This window comes from Streptomyces roseoviridis (genome assembly GCF_039535235.1).
Lineage (GTDB): Bacteria > Actinomycetota > Actinomycetes > Streptomycetales > Streptomycetaceae > Streptomyces > Streptomyces roseoviridis.
In genome coordinates, this window is the sequence record NZ_BAAAWU010000001.1 from 4282742 (window position 1) to 4296438 (window position 13697).

Below are 13697 nucleotides of genomic sequence, written 5' to 3' on the forward strand. Positions count from 1 at the left end.
CCTGTGTATCCGAAGGGGACCTTTCGCCGGTGTAAACGAAACCGCTGAGAGAAGCGAAACATCCCTTCGCGGCACGCTCCACGCCATGACGACTCGACGGATCACCCGCGCGGCCGCCGCCGCTTCCCTGGCCGCCGCCCTCTCCCTCCTCGCCACCGCCTGCTCGGACTCCGGCACCGGTTCGTCCGCTGCCGGTCCGTCCGGGGGCAGCGAGGAGGGCAAGAAGGCGGACCAGGCATTCGAGCACCGCAAGTGCCTGCGCGAGCAGGGCCTCGACGTGCCCGAGCCCAAGCCGGGCGAGAACGGCGCCGGCCTCACCATCAGCGGCGACGGCATGTCGAAGCAGAAGATGGAGAAGGCGTTCAAGGCCTGCCAGAGCAAGGCCGGCGGCAGCGGCTTCGGCCAGGAGCTGACGCAGGCCGACAAGGACAAGGCGCTGGCGTACGCGCGCTGCATGCGCGAGAACGGCTTCAACATGCCGGACCCGAAGTTCGAGGGCGGGGGGCAGCAGGCCATGCCCATCCCCAAGGGCGCGGAGAAGGCGAAGTTCGACAGGGCCGCCAAGGTCTGTGAGGGCGTGGGCCGGTGAGCACCCTCGTCCCGGAGCGGAAGGAAAGGGGCCGGGAGCGGCCCCTGGGCCGGCGCCGGCTGGTGCTCGCCCTCGTGGCGATCGTCGCCGTGGCGGGCGGCGGGGCCGCCGTCACCGCCCTCACCGCGGCCCCGGGTGGCCCCCCGCCCCCCTCCGCGGGCTCCCGCGCGATGCCGCCGGCCACCGCCCCGGTCACCCGGGGCGACCTCAGCGACAGCTCCCAGCAGGACGGCACCCTGGGCCACCTCGGCGAGCGGAAGATCAACGCGGGGGTGGCGGGCGGCACCCTGACCTGGCTCGCGGCGCCCGGCTCGGTCGTCGAGCGGGACGAGCGGCTCTACGAGGTCGACGGCGGGCCGGTGCTGCTGATGTACGGGAACGAGCCCATGTACCGGACCCTGAAGACGGGCGACCGGGGCACCGACGTGCGCCAGCTGGAGGAGAACCTGGCCGCCCTCGGATACACCGGCTTCGACGTCGACGAGGAGTACACGGCGAAGACGGCCGCCGCCGTCAAGCGCTGGCAGAAGGCCCACGGCCTGAAGCGGACCGGCACCCTCGGCCCGGACCGGATCGCCTTCGCGGGCAGCGCGGTACGGGTCAAGGAGGCGGGCGCCTCGGCCGACGGCCGCCTCGCGCCCGGCGACCGGGTCACGGCGGGCTCCCCGGTCCTGACGGTGACCGGTTCCGAGCGGGTGGTCGGCTTCGAGGTGCCGGCGGCGGAGGCCGGTTCGGCGAAGGTCGGCACCCGGGTCACGGTCACCCTGCCCGACGGCACCCGGCTGCCGGGCAGGGTGTCGGCCGCCGGGAAGACCGCGACGGCCGGCGACGACCCGCAGGACAAGACCCCGAAGATCGACATCACGGTCTCCTTCGACGACCCGGAGAAGGCCACGGGCGTCGACCAGTCCCCGGTCACCGTCGATCTCACCGGCGAGACCCGCCGGGACGTCCTCTCCGTGCCCGTCAACGCCCTGCTCGCGCTGCCCGGCGGCGGCTTCGGCGTCCAGGTCGTCGACGGCGGCGGGACCAGGGACGTGAAGGTCGAGCTCGGCATGTTCGCCCAGGGCCGGGTCGAGATCAGCGGCGGCGGCCTGCGCGAGGGCATGAAGGTCGGGGTGCCGTCCGTATGACCGCGCCGATGACCGCCCCCGCGTCCGGGGCCGTGAAGAACGTCGTGGAACTCGAAGGCGTCGTGAAGCAGTACGCGGGCGGTGTCCGCGCCCTCGACGGCGTCGACCTCACCGTCGCGGAAGGGGAGTTGCTCGGCATCGTCGGACCTTCGGGATCGGGCAAGTCGACCCTGCTGCACATCGTCGGCACCCTGGACCGGCCGACCTCCGGCACCGTCGCCATCGCCGGACACGACGTCGCCACGCTCACCGACCGGCGGCTGTCCGCCCTGCGCGCCCGCCACATCGGGTTCGTCTTCCAGGCCTTCCACCTCGTGCCCGGCGTCGGTGCGGTGGAGAACGTCGCCGAGGGACTGCTCTACTCCGGGCTGCCCCGGGCCCGCCGCCGGCGCATGGCCGCCGACGCGCTGGCCCGGGTCGGGCTCGCCGACCGCATGCACCACCGGCCGCACGAACTGTCCGGCGGCCAGAAACAGCGCGTCGCGATCGCCCGCGCGGTGGTGGGACAGCCCGATCTCCTGCTGGCCGACGAGCCGACGGGCGCGCTGGACTCGGCGTCCGGCGAGGCCGTCATGGAGCTGCTGCACACCCTGAACGAGGAGGGCGCCACGATCGCCGTCATCACGCACGACGCCGAGATCGCGGGACGGCTGCCGCGCCAGGTCCGGATCAGGGACGGCCGGGTGGTCGCCGACACGGCCCGAGCAAAGGCCGCCGCCTGATGGCCGGTTCGCGCGCCCGTGCGCGCTCCCTGAAGGCCGCCCGGCTCGGCCCGCGCGACGTCCTGCACGTCGGCTCCGCCGGGCTGCGCAGCAGGCCCGTCCGCGTGGTGCTGTCCGCGCTCGGCATCGCCATCGGCATCGCGACGATGATCGCGGTGGTCGGCATCTCGGCCTCCAGCCAGGCGCAGTTGCTGCGGCAGCTCGACGCGCTCGGCACGAACATGCTGGTCGCGAAGCCGGGCGAGGGGATGTTCAGCGGACAGCAGATCAAGCTGCCGAAGGACGCCGTCGGCATGGTCGGCCGCATCCAGGGCGTGGAGGAGGCCGGCGGGACGGGCGACCTGGAACGTTCGGTGCGGCGCTCCGAGAAGATCCCCAAGGGCGAGACCGGCGGCCTCTCGGTGAAGGCGGCGACGGAGGGGCTGCTCGGGGTGCTGCGCGGCACGATGGCGTCCGGCACGTGGCTGAACGCCGCCAACGGCCGCTATCCGTCGGTGGTGCTGGGACACGTCGCCGCCGAACGGCTCGGCATCGACCGGCCCGGGCGCCAGGTCTGGATCGACGACCGGTACTTCACCGTCGTCGGCATCCTCCGGCCGCTGCCGCTCGCCCCGGAGATCGAGCGCTCCGCCCTGGTCGGCTGGGAGGGCGCCCAGCGGCTGCTGGGCTTCGACGGACACCCGACGGCGGTGTACGAGCGGTCCACGGACGCGTCCGTACAAGAGGTGCAGCGGCTGCTCGCCCCGACGATCGACCCGCGCAGCCCGCAGAACGTGGCCGTCGGTGACCCGTCCTCGGCGCTGAAGGCGAAGGCGGCGACGGAGGGAGCGTTCTCCACCCTGCTCCTGGGCCTCGGCGGGATCGCGCTGCTCGTCGGCGGCGTCGGCGTCGCCAACACCATGATCATCTCCGTCCTGGAGCGCCGCCACGAGATCGGTCTGCGCCGTTCGCTGGGCGCGACCCGGGGACAGATCCGCGTCCAGTTCGTGACGGAGTCGCTGATGCTCTCGGGCCTCGGCGGCCTCGCCGGCGTGGCCCTGGGCGCGGCGGCGACGGCGGTGTACGCGGCCACCGGCGGCCTGCCCTGGGTGGTCCCGCCCTGGGCGGCGGCGGGCGGTTTCGCCGCGACGCTGGCGATCGGCACGGTGGCGGGCCTCTACCCGGCGGTGCGGGCCTCGCGGCAGTCGCCGACGCTCGCGCTGGCGGCCGCGTAGGGGAGGGGAGACGAGGAGGGGGCCTGCCGGCGGGCGGGCCCCCTCCTCGTGCAAAGCCGCTGGGCGAGGACCCCTCAGGGCCAGAGCAGCTCGCGCATCCAGCCGTCGCCCTGCGGCGGCCGCCGGTAGCGCAGCCGTACGTGCCGGCGGTCCTGGTCGCCCTGGAAGAACTCGACCTCCGCCGGCTCCACCACGTAGAGCGTCCAGCTGGGGGCGGGAGCCTCCGGGTCCTGCCGGGCCCGCTCCCAGGCCGCGGCGCTGGCCCGTTCCAGTTCGTCGAGGGAGCCGAGGACCTCGCTCTGCCGGCTCACCAGCGCCGAGGCCAGGGCCCCGGTGGTCCGGGCGTGCAGGTCCGCGTACGCCTCCTCGGGCGTCCCGGTGACCACCCGGCCCCGCACCCGCACCTGGCGGCCCTGTCCGGCCCAGTAGAAGTGCAGCGCAGCCTCGGGTCGGGCGGCGAGCTGGCGGCCCTTCGCGCTTCCCGCGTGCGAGGCGAAGTGCCAGCCGCGGGCGTCCACGTCGTGCAGGATCACCGTCCGCACGTCGGGCCGCCCGTCCGCGTCCGCCGTCGCCACCGCCATCGTGCTCGGCTCCACGACCCCGGCCGCCACCGCGTCCGCGAACCACCTGTGGAAGAGCGCGACCGGCTCCTCCGGCACGTCGGCCGGATCGAAGCCGGGCAGCTCGGTGTCCCAGACCCGTACGGACCGCAGGGCCTCCTGAAAACGCCGTTCGTCGTCCATGGCGTCCATCATGAGGCCCTGCGGCGGGGCGGCGCGGCAAACGGCGCGGGGCGGGGGATCAGCCGGCGCGGTACGGCGGGCCCCGGAAGCGCATGCGAACCCGTTCCGGCACCCGTTCCCGCACCCGTTCAGGCGCCCGTTCGGGCCCCCGTCGAGGCGTCCGCCCGGAGGGTTCCGCCTGCCGGGTAGTCCTTCAGCGGGACCGCGTTCGCGGCCTTCTGGATGTCGTCGCGGATCTTCTTCGCGATCAGGTTCCGCCAGGGCGTCTTCGGCAGCGTCCGCACCATGAACATCCGCAGGGCGATCTTCCGCTTCGTGTCCAGGGTCATCTCCTTCACGAAGCCCTCCGCCAGCCGCTGGTTCTGCTCGACTCCCGGTCGCATCACGCGCTCGTACTCCTCGAACGCCGCGCGGTGGTCGCCGCCCGCCGCCGCCAGTTCGCCCGCCAGGACGTAGGCGCCGGTGAGGGCGAGGCCGGTGCCCTGGCCGGAGGCGGGGGAGGCGCAGTGGGCGGCGTCGCCGACGAGGACGACGCGGCCGCGGGACCAGCGGTCCATCTCGATCAGGCTGAGGGAGTCGAGGTAGAAGTCGTCGGCGTCGGCCGCGTGGCCCAGGAGCCGGGGAACCTCCCATCCGTCGCCCGCGAACGCGTCCGCGAGCAGGCGCTTCTGAGCCGTGACGTCGCGGTGGTGGAAGGAGAGCTCGGTCGGCGCGCGGAAGACGAAGAGGTTCTTCGCGTCCGTCTCGCCGGCCGAGCGGTAGACGCACACGAGCTTGCCCGGCAGGGCGTGGTACGTCTCCCAGCGCTCCAGGCCCAGGTGGTCGGGGGCCGTGAAGATCGAGATGTACGCGCCCAGGTGCCGCCTGAACCGCCGTTCGTCGCCGAAGACGAGCCGCCGGGTGTGCGAGTGCAGGCCGTCCGCGCCGACCACCAGGTCGAAGCGGCGCCGGGTGCCGCTCTCGAAGGTGACGTCGACTCCGTCGCCGTCGTCGTGCAGGGCGGCGACGGAGTCGCCGAAGAGGTACTCGACGTCGTCGCGCGTGCGCTCGTGGAGGATCCGGGCGAGCGCACCGCGCATGATCTCGTCGTCCCCCTCGACCCGGCCGCCGAAGACGTCGGCGGGCAGTTCGCCGATGGTGCGGCCGTCGCCGTCGACGTACGAACCGCCGGCCATGTCCGTGGAGTCGGCGCGGATCGCGTCGAGGACGCCCATCCGGCGGCAGACCTCGACCGCCGTGCCGCGGATGTCGACCTTGTAGCCGCCGGTGCGCAGCGCGGGGGCACGCTCGACGACGGTGGGGACGAAGCCGTGGCGGTGGAGCCGCAGGGCCAGGGCGGGCCCGGCGACCGAGGCGCCGGAGATCAGGACGGTCTTGTTCACGGGCGGGCGCGTCATGGCGGGACTCCTGGTCGCGGGGCCGGCGCGGGGCCGTACCGGCCCGCACCGGCGACTATACGGACGTCCTACACGGCTGTCTATGACGCTTGTATAAGTCCTGTCGGCGGACCTCAGCCCCGGCCGAGCACCACCGTCCCGGAGGAGCAGAACCAGCCGCCCGTCCCCGATGCCACCGCCAGCTCCGGCAGCGCACCGTCCGGCCGCCTGACCTGGAGTCCCGGCGCCTCGCCGCGCAGCTGCCGCACCGCCTCGACCAGCAGGAACAGGCCCCGCATCCCCGGGTGGCAGGCCGAGAGCCCGCCGCCGTCGGTGTTCACCGGCAGCCGGTCCTCCTGCGCGAAGAACGCGCCGCCCTCGCCCTTGGCGCAGAAGCCCAGGTCCTCCAGGGTGACCAGCGTCATGTAGGTGAACGCGTCGTAGATCTGGGCCAGTTCGATGTCCCCCGGGCCCACGCCCGCCCGCTCGAAAGCGAGCCGGCCGCTGACCGCCGCCGGGGAGACCGTGAAGTCCTCCCACTCCGACATCGCGGCGTGCGAGACGTACTCGCCCGTGCCGAGCACCCACACCGGCGCCTTCGCGGTGTCGGGGACGTACTCCTCGGCCGCGAGCAGCACCGCGCAGCCCCCGTCGCTGCGGATGCAGCAGTGCAGCTTGGTGAACGGGTCCGCGATCACCGGGCCGTCGAGCACGTCGTCGACCGTGATCGGTTCCCGGAACATCGCCTCCGGGTTGAGCGCCGCGTGCGCCCGCGCCCGGACCGCCACCTCGGCCAGCTGCTCCAGGGTCGTGCCGTACTCGTGCATGTGCCGGCGGGCCGCCATCGCGTACTTGGCGATCAGGCTGTGGCCGTACGGCACCTCGAACTGCAGCGGGCCGCGCGCCCCGAAGGACAGATTGCCGGTGCGCCGGCCCGCCCGGATGTCGGCGCGGGCGGTGGAGCCGTAGACGAGCAGGACGGCGTTCGCGCGGCCGGCTCCGATCGCGTCGGCGGCGTGCGCGGCCATGACCTCCCAGGTGGCGCCGCCGACGGCGGTGGAGTCCACCCAGCGGGGCCGCAGCCCCAGGTACTCGGCGACCTCCACCGGTGCCAGGGTGCCGAGGCCCGCCGAGGCGAGGCCGTCGACGAGGGAGCGGTCGAGGCCGCTGTCCGCGAGGGCGCGGCGGGCGGCCTGGGCGTGCAGGCTGTAGGGGGTGGCCTCGTCGACCCGGCCGCAGTCGGAGAGGGAGACGCCGACGGCGGCCACGCGACGCCGGCGCGACGGCGATCGGCGGTTCCGCGAGGTGGTGGACATAAATCTGACGGTACATCAGATTCCCTGGATCGGGAGTCCCGTCGCACTGGGCTTCCGCCCCGCACCGGCCTAGCATGACGCCCCGTCAGATACGGAGGGGAGCCCCATGCGTACCGCCGCCGTCACCGTCACCGAAGAACAGCGGGAGATCCGCCGCACCCTGCGCGACCTGCTCGCCCAGCGCGCCGGACCGGCCGCGACCCGCGCCGCCGTCACCACCCCCGAGGGATACGACACGGAACTCTGGGCCACCCTGGCCGGCGCCCTCGGACTGCCCGGACTCGCCCTGCCCGAGGAGTACGGGGGCGTCGGCGGCGGCCCCGTCGATCTCGCCCTCGCCTGCGAGGAGACCGGCCGCGTCCTCGCCCCCTCCCCGCTGCTCGCCACCGGCGTCCTCGCCGCCCCGCTGATCGCCGCCCTCGGCACCCCCCGGCAGCGCGCCGGACTCCTGCCCCGCATCGCGAACGGCACCCTCACCTGCGCCCTCGCCCTCCCCGGCGGCTCCCTCCCGCTCGCCCTCGGCCTCACCGGCGACAACACCGCCACGCCCTGGGCGGGCGGCGGCCGCTCCGGCGGCGTCCAGGCCACCCGGGCGCCCGGCGCCGATCACTGGTCGCTGTACGGGCAGGCCGACCACGTCCTCGACGGGCACAGCGCCGGACTGCTCCTGGTCGCCGCCCACACCGGCGGCTTCCCGCGCAGCCGGACCCTGCTCTTCCTCGTACGGGCGGACGGGACGGACGGGAAGGGCGCGGCGAACCGGGAGGGCGCGTCGGGCTCGGCGGGGGAGAAGGGTGCGGCGGGCTCGGCGAGGGAGAAGGGCACGGCGGGGGTGAAGGGCACGGCGGGGGTGAAGGGCACGGCGGGGGTGAACGGTCTCGTGCGGCGCCGGGAGCCCACCCTGGACCTCACCCGCTCCCAGGCCACCGTCCAACTCAGGGACGTGCCCGCGCAATTGCTGGGCGAGGAACCGGTCGACGCCCTCGCCGCCCTCGCCGCGACCGGGCGCCATGCCGCCGTGATGCTCGCCGCCGAGGCGGTCGGCGCTGCCCGCGGCGCCCTCGACCGCACCGTGGAACACGTCGTCACCCGCGAACAGTTCGGCCGCCCCATCGGTTCCTTCCAGGCGGTCAAACACCGCCTCGCCGACCTCCTCGTCCAGATCGAGTCCGCCCGCTCCCTCACCCTGTGCGCGGCCCACGAGGAGGACCGCGTCTCCGCCGCGCTCGCCCTCGCCCAGGCCCTGGACGCCCAGCGCGCCGCCGCCGCCGAGACCGTCCAGCTGCACGGCGGCCTCGGCATCACCTGGGAGCACGACGCCCACCTCTACTTCAAGCGCGCCGCCGCCGACGAGCTCCTCTTCGGCCCCGCCCCGCGCCTGCGCGCCCACGCCGCCGCACGGGCCGGACTCTTCGACGGCGACCCGGCCGCGGCCCTCTTCGGCGGCGGCCCGGCCGGAGGCAGCGCCGGCGGCCCGGTCTCCGGGGAGGTGGCCTAGATGGCCGTCGGGCTGCGTCTGATTCAGAGGGTCTCCGCGACCCGCGCCTTCGCCCGGGTCGCCCCGCACGTCGTCCCCGCCCTGGACCGGACCGTCCACCGGCTCACCCGGGGCAGGGTGCTGCCGAGCGCCCGCATGCTGCCGGGCCTGGTCCTCACCGCCAGGGGCGCCAGGACCGGGCAGCCCCGCGTGACGCCGCTCGCCTGCGTGCCGGAGGCCGACGGGACCTGGCTGCTCATCGGTTCCAACTTCGGCCGTCCGGGGCACCCGGCCTGGACGGCGAACCTGCTCGCCCACCCGGACGCCGAGGTCAGCTGGCGCGGCGAGAGCCTTCCCGTACGGGCCCGGCTGCTCGCCGGGGAGGAGCGGGCCGAGGCGTGGCGCACCGCGCTCGCCTTCTGGCCGCCGTACGCGGCGTACCAGGCACGCGTCGAGCGGGAGATCCGGCTCTTCCGGCTCACCAGGACCGGTCGGCACTGAGCGGAGCCGGGACACAAGAACGCCGACGGCGGTCTCCCGTACGGACACGGGACCGCCGTCGGCGCGACAGGACGGGTGAAGGAGCGGGACGCTCGGCGGGGTTACTTCGTCGGCCTCTTCCCCGTGATTCCGAGATGCACCAACAGGGCCAGGTTCGGCTTGAGTTCGGCCTGCTTGACGCCCCAGGTCTGGAAGCCCTTCTGGTGGCCGGCGACCGCCGCCAGCATCGCCACCAGGGAGCCCGCCATCGCGGCGGGGCTGACGTCCTTGTCGACCTTGCCCTTCGCCTGGAGCTCCTTCACCGCGTCCGTGAGGGAGTTGGTGACCGAGTTGAGGATCTTCATGCGGATCTTGTAGAAGCGCTTGTCGCCCTCCGCCGCCCCGAGGTCCACCACCCTCAGGATCGCGTCGTGCCTGCGCCAGAAGTCCAGGAATCCCTCGACCAGTTCCTCGGAGGTCTGCCAGCCGGCCTTGCCGACCCAGGAGCGTCCGGAGACCAGTTCGGTCAACCCGGCGCCTTCCTTGGCCATTTCCTCCGCGATCTCGAGGACGGCGCCCTCGACGTCAGGGAAGTACTGGTAGAACGTCGCGGGTGAAGTACCCGCCTTCCGGGCCACGTCGATGACCTTGACGTCCCGGTAGGGCGAGGAGCTGAGCATCTCGCCGAGGCAGTCGAGCAGCTTCTGCCGCGTCGCCTGGCCGCGTCGTCCGGCCACGCGGCCGTCGACGGTGCGTACTTGTCCTGTCATGCCGTCAGCTTACCGAGGGGTGATCGGCGCGCGATTCGGCCGACTGCAAATGGGGTGCACCCCCCTCGGGAAGGCTCTCCGGGCCCTCTGCGCGGACCTTCCGACGCCCCTCAGGGGCGCCTCGGGGATCTCCGCCGGGCCCCCTCCCGACCCCTCCGGGAGGTCCCCGATCCCCGATGGGCTTATTAACAGCCTGTGGACAACTTCGGTGGACAACCCAGGCGGGACAAGGGCTCCCGCCCCCCTAAAGGCGTATATGTTCGATTTCGGGGGGTGCGGGGCGGTGGTCCCGACCCCATTCTGGAGGCATGGCCGTACGCACACAGGGCACCCCGTGCTGGGTGGACGCACAGCTTCCCGACCTCGAGGCGGGCAAGCGCTTCTACGGCGAGCTCTTCGGCTGGAGATTCGACCCCGACCGCGACGAGGCCCTCCTCGGGGGCCGCCGGGTCGCCGGGCTGCTGCCCAAGCGCGACGGGCGGATGCCGACCACCTGGACCGTCTACCTGGCCACCGAGGACGCCGGTACCGTCGCCGCCCGCGTCAAGGCATCCGGCGGCCGGATGGTGATGGACCCCTACCCGGTCGGCCCCTTCGGCGTCCTGGCCCTGGCGGCCGACCCCGGCGGTGCCGTCTTCGGGCTGCGCCAGGCCGGCGACGACGACGGCTTCGAGGTCACCGGCGAGCCCGGAGCCTTCTGCTGGATGGAGGTCTACACGCGGGAGCCCGAGGCGGTCGACACCTTCTACGCCTCCGTCTTCGGCTGGCTCGGCCGCCAGGCCGACCCCGCGGCCGAGGGCCGCAGCAGCGGCTTCGACTACCGCGTCTGGTCCCCGCCCGGCTCCCGCCCGGGTGACGACACCGCCTTCGGCGGCCGGGCCGTGATCTCCGACGACTTCCCCGCCGAGATGCCGGGCCACGTCCTCGTCTACTTCGCCGTCCGCGACTGCGACGAGACCTGCGCCACCGCCGTCCGCCTCGGCGGCCGGGTCGCCACCGACCCCTTCGACACCCCCCACGGCCGCATCGCCGTCCTCCACGACAACCAGGGCGCCCGCTTCGCGGTCCTGGCCGAGCCCCGCGCGCAGGACGGGCCCGCCGGTCCCGCGGCACCCGGCGCGTCGGCCGCTCCCGCGGAGCCCGGCCGTGCGACTGCCGAGCCGGCGGAACCCGGCCGCGCCGCCGAACCCGCCGGATCCGCGGGACCCGGTCACGAGTCCGGCGGGACCGACGGGACCCGTGGGGCCGACGGGACCGGCGGGGCCGACGAGCCCCGGCACCCCGCCCCCGAGCTGTGAGCCGCCCCTTCCGATATGACCTGTGACACCCCGATCCGCCCCCGGGTTCGCAACCACCGCCCCGGACAGGAACAATCAGGGTCCACGGGGCCGTACCCTCATGGCCCTACGGGGAGGTGGCAGGCAAGTGGAGCAGCTGACGCAGCACGACCCGAGAAGGATCGGGCCCTTCGAGGTGCTGGGCCGGCTCGGCGCGGGCGGAATGGGGCTCGTCTATCTCGCGCGCTCGGCGTCCGGGCGGCGCGTGGCGATCAAGACCGTGCGGACGGAGCTCGCCGAGGACCAGCTGTTCCGCGTCCGCTTCACCCGTGAGGTGGAGGCCGCCCGCGCGGTCTCCGGCTTCTACACCGCGGCCGTCGTCGACGCCGACCCGCGCGCCGCCGTGCCGTGGCTCGCCACCGCGTACGTCCCGGCGCCGTCCCTCGAAGAAATAGTGAACGAGTGCGGGCCGCTCCCGGCCCAGGCGGTGCGCTGGCTCGCGGCCGGCGTCGCCGAGGCCCTGCAGTCCATCCACGGCGCCGGCCTCGTCCACCGCGACCTCAAGCCGTCCAACGTCCTCGTCGTCGAGGACGGCCCCCGGGTGATCGACTTCGGCATCGCGTCGGGCGTCTCCAACACGCGCCTGACCATGACCAATGTCGCCGTCGGCACCCCGGCCTACATGTCCCCCGAGCAGGCCCGCGACTCGCGCAGCGTCACCGGCGCGAGCGACGTGTTCTCGCTCGGCTCCATGCTGGTCTTCGCCGCCACCGGCCACGCCCCGTACCACGGCGCCAATCCGGTCGAGACCGTCTTCATGCTGCTCCGGGAGGGCCCCGACCTCGAAGGACTGCCCGACGAGCTGCGCCCGCTGATCGAGTCCTGCATGCAGATGGACGTCGCCAAGCGCCCCACCCCGGCCGACCTCCAGGCCCAGCTCGCCCCGCACCTCTTCGGCTCCGGCGAGGACGACAGCGGTACGGCGGCGGCCTGGCTGCCGCAGCGCGCCACCGCCATGATCGAGGCCCGGCGCGGCGGGCGGGCCACCCCGCCGCCCCCGGCCGCCCCGCCGATGCCGCCGCGCCCGCCCCGCGGGCCCGCCGACTGGAGCGGAGACCCGCGCGGCGGCGGCCGGCACGCCGGTCCCGCCGCCGGGTCCCGGCCCTCGCCGGCCTCCGCGGGCCCGGCCTCCGTCGCCGAGTCGGTGCCGGACGCGGGTCCCGTGCGGCTCGCCGGCGCCGCCGTGCCGATCGGCCCCGGCCCCCGGGTCGCCGACACCCGCGCCGCCGTCGGCCTGGCCCCCGGCGCCGCGGCCGGCACCGCCACCGGCTGGATCCGGCCGCCCGGCGGCGGCCCGCACGGCGCCGAGCCCGGCCCGCCGCCCGGCTCCCGCCCGCTGCCCGGCCAGGCCGGTGCCGCCGAGACGCGGCCGACCCCGGCGCCGGAGGGCCCCGGCCACTGGCGGCCCTGGCGTTTCCGCATGTCGAACGATGTGTGGGGCACGCCCGTCGTCGACGGCGACCTGCTCTACGTCACCTCCTTCGAGGTGCACGCCCTGGACACGGCCAGCGGCCGGCGCCAGTTCAAGACCCGGGACGTGGCCTGGTCGATGGCGGTGGCCGGCGGCCGCATCCACGCCTCCGACGGGCCCACCCTCTACGCGCTCGACGCCCTCGACGGCAGCGAGCGCTGGCGGCTGCACACGGACGCCTGGGTGTACTCCCTTCAGGTGGACCGCGGCACCGTCGTCACCGGCACCCGCGGCGGCGGCGTGCAGGCGTGGGAGGCGTCCAACGGGGCCAAGCTCTGGGAGATCACCGGCGCCCAGACCGACTTCGAGACCCCCGAGGGCGGGCCCGCCCTGCGGGGCGACACCGTGTACGTGTGGCGCGACGCCCGGCTCCAGGCCCTCGACGCCCGTACCGGCGCGGAACGCTGGTCGTACCCGATCGGCGACGCCGCCTCCTGCGCCCACGTGCCGGTGCGGGTGGCCGCGGCCGAGGACGGCTGCGTGTACGTGGCGGCCGGTACCCGGGTGCTGTCCGTGGACATCGCGAGCGGGCACGTCCGCTGGCACTTCGAGGCGCCGGCCGTGTTCCTGTCCCCTCCGGCCTTCGCCCCCGGACCGGCGGTCACCGGCGGCGGGGTCTACCTCGCCGACCACCTGGGCACGGTGTACGCGATCGACGCGACCACCGGCAAGGACCGCTGGCGGATCGCGACCGAGCCCCGGCAGTCCGTCGAGCCGGTGCTCGTCGCCGGGGGCAACGTCCACGTCGGCAGCGGCAGCGCGCTCTACACCCTCGACGCGGTCACCGGCACCCCGAAGTGGCGGTTCGCGGCGGGCGGCGAGCTGATCGGCAGCCCCGTCGTGGCCGACGGCCGGGTGCACTTCGGCTCGGCCGACCACGTGCTCTACACCCTGGACGCGAGCGGCGGCCAGCTCCGCTGGAAGCTCGCGACCGGCGGCGAGATCACCGGTTCGCCGGTGGCGCGCAACGGCGTCGTGTACGCGTGCAGCAAGGACCGCTGCGTGTACGCGCTGGACGCGGTGAAGGGCACGGCGACGAACCGGGGCGGCGCGTAGCGCCGTCGCCCAG

General features: G+C 74.6%; 12 protein-coding genes. 8 read left to right on the plus strand and 4 right to left on the minus strand.

The window, feature by feature from the left end; all coding sequences use genetic code 11:
• The first annotated feature begins 85 nt into the window (after window positions 1-85).
• From ABD954_RS19485 to ABD954_RS19500, 4 genes are all read left to right on the plus strand, one after another.
• Window positions 86-589, plus strand: coding sequence for a hypothetical protein (locus ABD954_RS19485; RefSeq protein ID WP_345487317.1), 504 nt, complete (start codon window positions 86-88; stop codon window positions 587-589).
• Window positions 590-651: 62 nt separating this feature from the next.
• Window positions 652-1722 carry an efflux RND transporter periplasmic adaptor subunit gene (locus tag ABD954_RS19490; RefSeq protein WP_382746032.1) on the plus strand — a complete coding sequence of 357 codons (1071 nt, stop codon included), beginning with the start codon at window positions 652-654 and terminating at the stop codon, window positions 1720-1722.
• 8 nt (window positions 1723-1730) lie between these two features.
• Window positions 1731-2444: an ABC transporter ATP-binding protein gene (locus ABD954_RS19495; RefSeq protein WP_345487318.1), complete on the plus strand. Its 714-nt coding sequence runs from the start codon at window positions 1731-1733 to the stop codon at window positions 2442-2444.
• Window positions 2444-3658, plus strand: a complete 1215-nt coding sequence (locus ABD954_RS19500; RefSeq protein ID WP_345487319.1) for an ABC transporter permease — start codon at window positions 2444-2446, stop codon at window positions 3656-3658. Before ABD954_RS19495 ends, ABD954_RS19500 begins: the two co-directional genes overlap by 1 nt.
• Window positions 3659-3732: 74 nt before the next feature.
• On the opposite strand, the gene ABD954_RS19505 is transcribed toward ABD954_RS19500, so the two are convergent.
• The 3 genes from ABD954_RS19505 to ABD954_RS19515 form a co-directional block, all read right to left on the minus strand.
• Window positions 3733-4401 (minus strand): pyridoxine/pyridoxamine 5'-phosphate oxidase, encoded by a 669-nt coding sequence (locus tag ABD954_RS19505; protein WP_345487320.1) that lies wholly within the window; start codon window positions 4399-4401, stop codon window positions 3733-3735.
• Window positions 4402-4529: 128 nt separating this feature from the next.
• Entirely contained in the window at window positions 4530-5798 is a 1269-nt protein-coding gene (locus ABD954_RS19510) for an FAD-dependent monooxygenase (protein ID WP_345487321.1), read from the minus strand.
• A 113-nt stretch (window positions 5799-5911) separates the two neighbouring features.
• Window positions 5912-7093, minus strand: a complete 1182-nt coding sequence (locus ABD954_RS19515) for a thiolase C-terminal domain-containing protein (RefSeq protein WP_345487322.1) — start codon at window positions 7091-7093, stop codon at window positions 5912-5914.
• Window positions 7094-7199: 106 nt separating this feature from the next.
• Between ABD954_RS19515 and ABD954_RS19520 the strand changes: the two genes are divergently transcribed.
• Together ABD954_RS19520 and ABD954_RS19525 are read left to right on the plus strand one after the other, a co-directional pair.
• Window positions 7200-8591 (plus strand): acyl-CoA dehydrogenase family protein, encoded by a 1392-nt coding sequence (locus ABD954_RS19520; protein WP_345487323.1) that lies wholly within the window; start codon window positions 7200-7202, stop codon window positions 8589-8591.
• Window positions 8592-9071, plus strand: a complete 480-nt coding sequence (locus ABD954_RS19525; protein ID WP_345487324.1) for a nitroreductase family deazaflavin-dependent oxidoreductase — start codon at window positions 8592-8594, stop codon at window positions 9069-9071.
• A gap of 101 nt (window positions 9072-9172) precedes the next feature.
• Here ABD954_RS19525 and ABD954_RS19530 read toward each other — a convergent pair whose 3' ends face one another.
• Window positions 9173-9820: a TetR family transcriptional regulator gene (locus ABD954_RS19530; protein WP_345487325.1), complete on the minus strand. Its 648-nt coding sequence runs from the start codon at window positions 9818-9820 to the stop codon at window positions 9173-9175.
• Between the two features lie 308 nt (window positions 9821-10128).
• Here ABD954_RS19530 and ABD954_RS19535 point away from each other — a divergent pair, with 308 nt between their 5' ends.
• Together ABD954_RS19535 and afsK are read left to right on the plus strand one after the other, a co-directional pair.
• Window positions 10129-11118, plus strand: coding sequence for a VOC family protein (locus ABD954_RS19535; protein WP_345487326.1), 990 nt, complete (start codon window positions 10129-10131; stop codon window positions 11116-11118).
• A 127-nt stretch (window positions 11119-11245) separates the two neighbouring features.
• A complete protein-coding gene (gene afsK / locus ABD954_RS19540; protein ID WP_345487327.1) occupies window positions 11246-13684 on the plus strand; it encodes a protein serine/threonine kinase AfsK in 2439 nt (812 codons plus the stop codon).
• Window positions 13685-13697 lie beyond the last annotated feature (13 nt).